We start from the raw sequence: 4219 nt of genomic DNA, 5'->3' as shown, positions 1-4219 counted from the left end.
CGTTTTATTGTCAATGATGTGACCGTTGAAAAGCTTGGGGAACTTTTAAAAGAAAACCCCCGTGGTCTCTTGATGGTGCGTGATGAATTATCCGGTTTCTTAACAGATATGGAACGGAAGGAATATCAAACAGACCGTTCCTTTTATTTGGAAGCTTTTAATGGAGATGGTCAATTTACTTATGACCGGATTGGGCGTGGAACCATTTTTATTCCCAATGCAACCGTTTCTATTATAGGGGGCATTCAACCCTCTCGCATTCTGCCCTTTATACGCAATGTTTTATATGGCAAAGGCAATGATGGTTTTTTACAACGCTTTCAAATGCTTGTCTTTCCCGATGAGACAAAAGATTGGAAATGGGTTGATAGACCGCCCAATCAAGAGGCATGGGAAACTTATGAAGGGGCATTTCGTTCTCTTTATGATACTCCCCTTGGTTCACCAGAACACCCTCTTGTGATGCGCTTTTCTGCTGAAGCTCAAGAGATGTTTCGTGAATGGATGCAAAAGATTTTTAAAGAAGCCAAAGAGAACAACCTTTCTGAAAGCTTACAAGCGCATCTTTTGAAAATGCCTAAGACCATAGTAAGTCTTGCATTAATTTTTGAATTAACCGAAGGGGGGCGTTTGGAAATCAATAGAGATGCCCTTGAAAGAGCCTTGCGATGGGAAAAATATTTGTTAAGTCATGTCAAAAGGCTCTATGCGGCGGCGGATAGCTTAGCAACAGAGGGGGCAAAATTGATTGTCGAGCGCTGTGATCATTTACCCGATGTCTTTACTTTACGTGATATTCATCAAAGAAGTTGGATCGGTTTAACAGATAATAGAGCCGTTAAGCAAGCTTTAGAGCTCTTATGTCGTTCCAATCATATTCGTCAAATATCAGTGGAAAATAGCTCTCAAAGCGGTCGACCTACCATACGCTATGAATGGAATCCTTTCGTTAAAAACAACAGCATAAAACAATGAAGTCATTGTAATCTTTTGTTATTCTTAAAACCTTCAAAGATCTTATCGTACCAACAGAGGGTTTACAAAGTATCTTTGAGGGTTTTTGTTTTATCATTTTTTAAAGAAGAAACATAAAGAGTCCTTTTAACCTTGTGTCAAAGATATCCAAAACACAACCTCTATAGGTTTTGACGGGGTTTTGAGTTTTGAGGGTTGCTGCTATTATGTAAAAAAACGATAAAAAGTAAAAACATTATTTTTCAATGTGTTAAGATTTTACAGATCTTAAAAAAACAACCTCTATTGATAATGCAATCTATAAATTCAACTAATAATATACGTTTTGAGGGGGTTTTGACGGTTTTTACACCTTCAAAACCTATAAGCAAAATTCGTAATAAAACTTATCAAAATACTCATTCTGATATTTTTATGTACATAGTTCATTTGTCTTGATGAATACGTGAAACGAACAGCAAATTTCACTATTTTGCTGATCTTATTCCATGTCATGGGCTGTGGATAAGCAGCCTTTAAAAACCCTTTTTGAAAAAAAGAGCGGCTTTTTTAGCATTTTTCTACATTTTTTCTCAATTCGTTCAAAATGGATTTAATAAGCTTCATTTTGATTCTTTTGAAAGAGAATCGATCTGTAGAATATATTGTCATGGAGTTTGTTCTTTATGTCTCACCCTCTTTATTCTGATAATAAACACGTTTCTTTACGCTCTCTCTTACAAGCCTATCGTGATCAAGCGATATCAGAGCAAGATAAGCAAGCCGCTTTTGAAAAGTTTGTCATAGCTTATTTGACGCAAGACCCGCTTCAATGCCAAGAATACGAAAAGGTTCAAACTTATAGAGAGGTAGCAGACGAAAAGGGGTGGAAAGGAAGCGATAGAGACACTGATATTGATTTGGTGGCGAAAATTCGTGATCAAGACGATTATGTTGCTATTCGCTGTCAATTTTATGAGACCAATCATCAGATTACCCAAGATGATATTGAAAGCTTTATCGCCATTTCTGGTAAAAAGAGATTTAAATACCGTCTTCTCATTGATAGCACCGAAAAAGACTTAAGCGAAAATGCCAATACCATGATTGAAGGGCAAGCGGTTCCGGTTTATCGGATTAATCTGTTTGATATGGAAAATAGTCAAATCGATTGGGGTGTTTTTGATAAGACAGGCAACATTGTTCTTTATGAGCAAACGAAGAAAAAGCTTTTAGATCATCAGAAAGAAGCGCTCAAAGCGGTTTGTGAAGGGTTAAAAGAAGCAGACCGTGGCAAGCTCATTATGGCATGTGGAACGGGCAAGACTTTCACCAGTTTGAAGATAGCAGAAACCATAGCAGGTCAAGGCAAGCATGTATTGTTTTTGGTCCCTTCTCTTGCCTTGATGTCACAAAGCATTCGTGAATGGACAGCCGATGCACAAGTGCCCTTGCGTTGCTTTGCCGTGTGTTCGGATAAGCAAATCGGCAAGCGTCGTAAAAACCAAGAAGATGATGGAGAAATATCGGCATCGGATTTAGCCCTCCCTGCTACCACAGATGCCTCTAGGCTTGTCGAGAAAGTAGGCAACTCTTCTCCCCATGCGATGAGTGTTATTTTTGCAACCTATCAATCAATACAAGTCATTGTTGATGCGCAAAAGGATCATGGTTTAGCAGCCTTTGATTTGATTATTTGTGATGAGGCGCATAGAACAACGGGGGCTTCATTGGGAACAGAAGACAGTGAATCTGATTTTATCAAGGTTCATGATAACACTCTTATTCGAGGCAAGAAACGTCTATACATGACGGCAACGCCTCGTATCTTTAGTAACCATGCCAAAAGGCGTGCTGATGAGGTTGATGCTGTTTTAGCCTCTATGGATAATGAAGCCATTTATGGAAAAGCGCTTTATACTTATAGCTTCACTGATGCGGTCAAGAATGAACTGTTAACCCCTTATAAGATTATTGTTTTGGGGGTTGATGAGGGGAAAATCAGTAAAACCATGGAGATGCCTACCACAAGTAAAGATTATGAACTTACTTTAGATTATAGAACAAAAATTGTTGGCTGTTATCAAGCTTTAACCAAACTGGATCTAAAAGCTGATCTTGGAGATGATACGAGCCCCATGCGGCGGGCTTTGGCTTTTTGTAAAGATATCAAGACCTCTAAAAATATCCGTGATACCTTCCAAGGAAAAGGGGTTAAGCGGATTTTCAATAGACTTTATCAAAACCACCCCGATACACCCCGTCTGATCTGTGAAGTTGATCATATTGATGGGAAGGATGGCGCCAAGGAACGATCAAGAAAACTGGATTGGTTGGAAGAAAATGTGGGGGAAAATCACTGCCGTGTGCTCACCAATGTAAGGTGCCTTTCAGAAGGTGTAGATGTTCCTTCTCTTGATGCGGTGATGTTTTTACACCCGCGTAAAAGCCAAGTCGATGTGATACAGGCGGTAGGACGTGTGATGCGGCGCGCTCCAGGCAAGAAAAGAGGCTATATCATTTTACCCGTTGGAGTGCCGGCTGGAATTGACCCCGAAAAAGCTTTAAAGAACAATACGAAATACAGTGTTGTTTGGCAAGTTCTCGATGCGCTGCTTTCTCATGATGAGAATTTTAGTAAAACGCTCAATCAGATGAATTTAGGACAAGATGTAAGCCCTATTTTAGAGATTATAACGGTTTCTCAAAATATGGATTTAGAGAATGTCACCACGGTTGTTGACAATATCCCGCTTCAAGCAAGAGCAGAGCATGCAAGCGCAAGCAATGTCTCTCCAATTCGTAAATCGCTTTCCACTCATAACGGACAAACAAGCTTCAATTTTGTAGCAGCATTTCCTAATGCACTTAAAACGGTTCTAGTTAAAAGATCGACCCTTTCTGATTATTGGGGCATATGGGCGAACAATGTTGCTGAGATTGCACAAAACCATATCAATCATCTTAAAGATATTCTTTCTGATGAGAAAGGCAAAGCGCGGTGTGCTTTTGATGCGTTTCATAAGGAATTAAAGAGCAATTTAAACGACAGTATTACGCAAGAAGAAGCCCTTGAGATGTTAGGACAACATCTTGTGACGCGTCCCGTGTTTGAAGCCTTGTTTGAGGGCAATGAATTTGTCCAGAACAATAGCATCTCACAAGCGATGGAAAGGATTTTAGCTGAATTGGATAAAACCGATATCAAGCAAGAGTCTTTAGAACTCCAAGGGTTTTATAACAGTGTAAAATTCCGCGCCTCTGG

At 39.5% G+C, this 4219-nt stretch carries 2 protein-coding genes; both read left to right on the top strand.

Annotated elements, in window-relative coordinates:
- A partial coding sequence (locus ACFILZ_RS09300; protein ID WP_375610986.1) for a DUF3987 domain-containing protein occupies positions 1-975 on the top strand: 975 nt, incomplete at its 5' end.
- Between the two features lie 665 nt (positions 976-1640).
- Positions 1641-4219: DEAD/DEAH box helicase family protein (locus tag ACFILZ_RS09295; RefSeq protein WP_375610985.1), on the top strand; the 2579-nt coding region annotated here is incomplete at its 3' end.

This window comes from Bartonella sp. AP40SXNS (assembly GCF_042195825.1).
Taxonomy (GTDB): domain Bacteria; phylum Pseudomonadota; class Alphaproteobacteria; order Rhizobiales; family Rhizobiaceae; genus Bartonella.
This window is presented reverse-complemented; position numbering and strand designations above follow the sequence as displayed.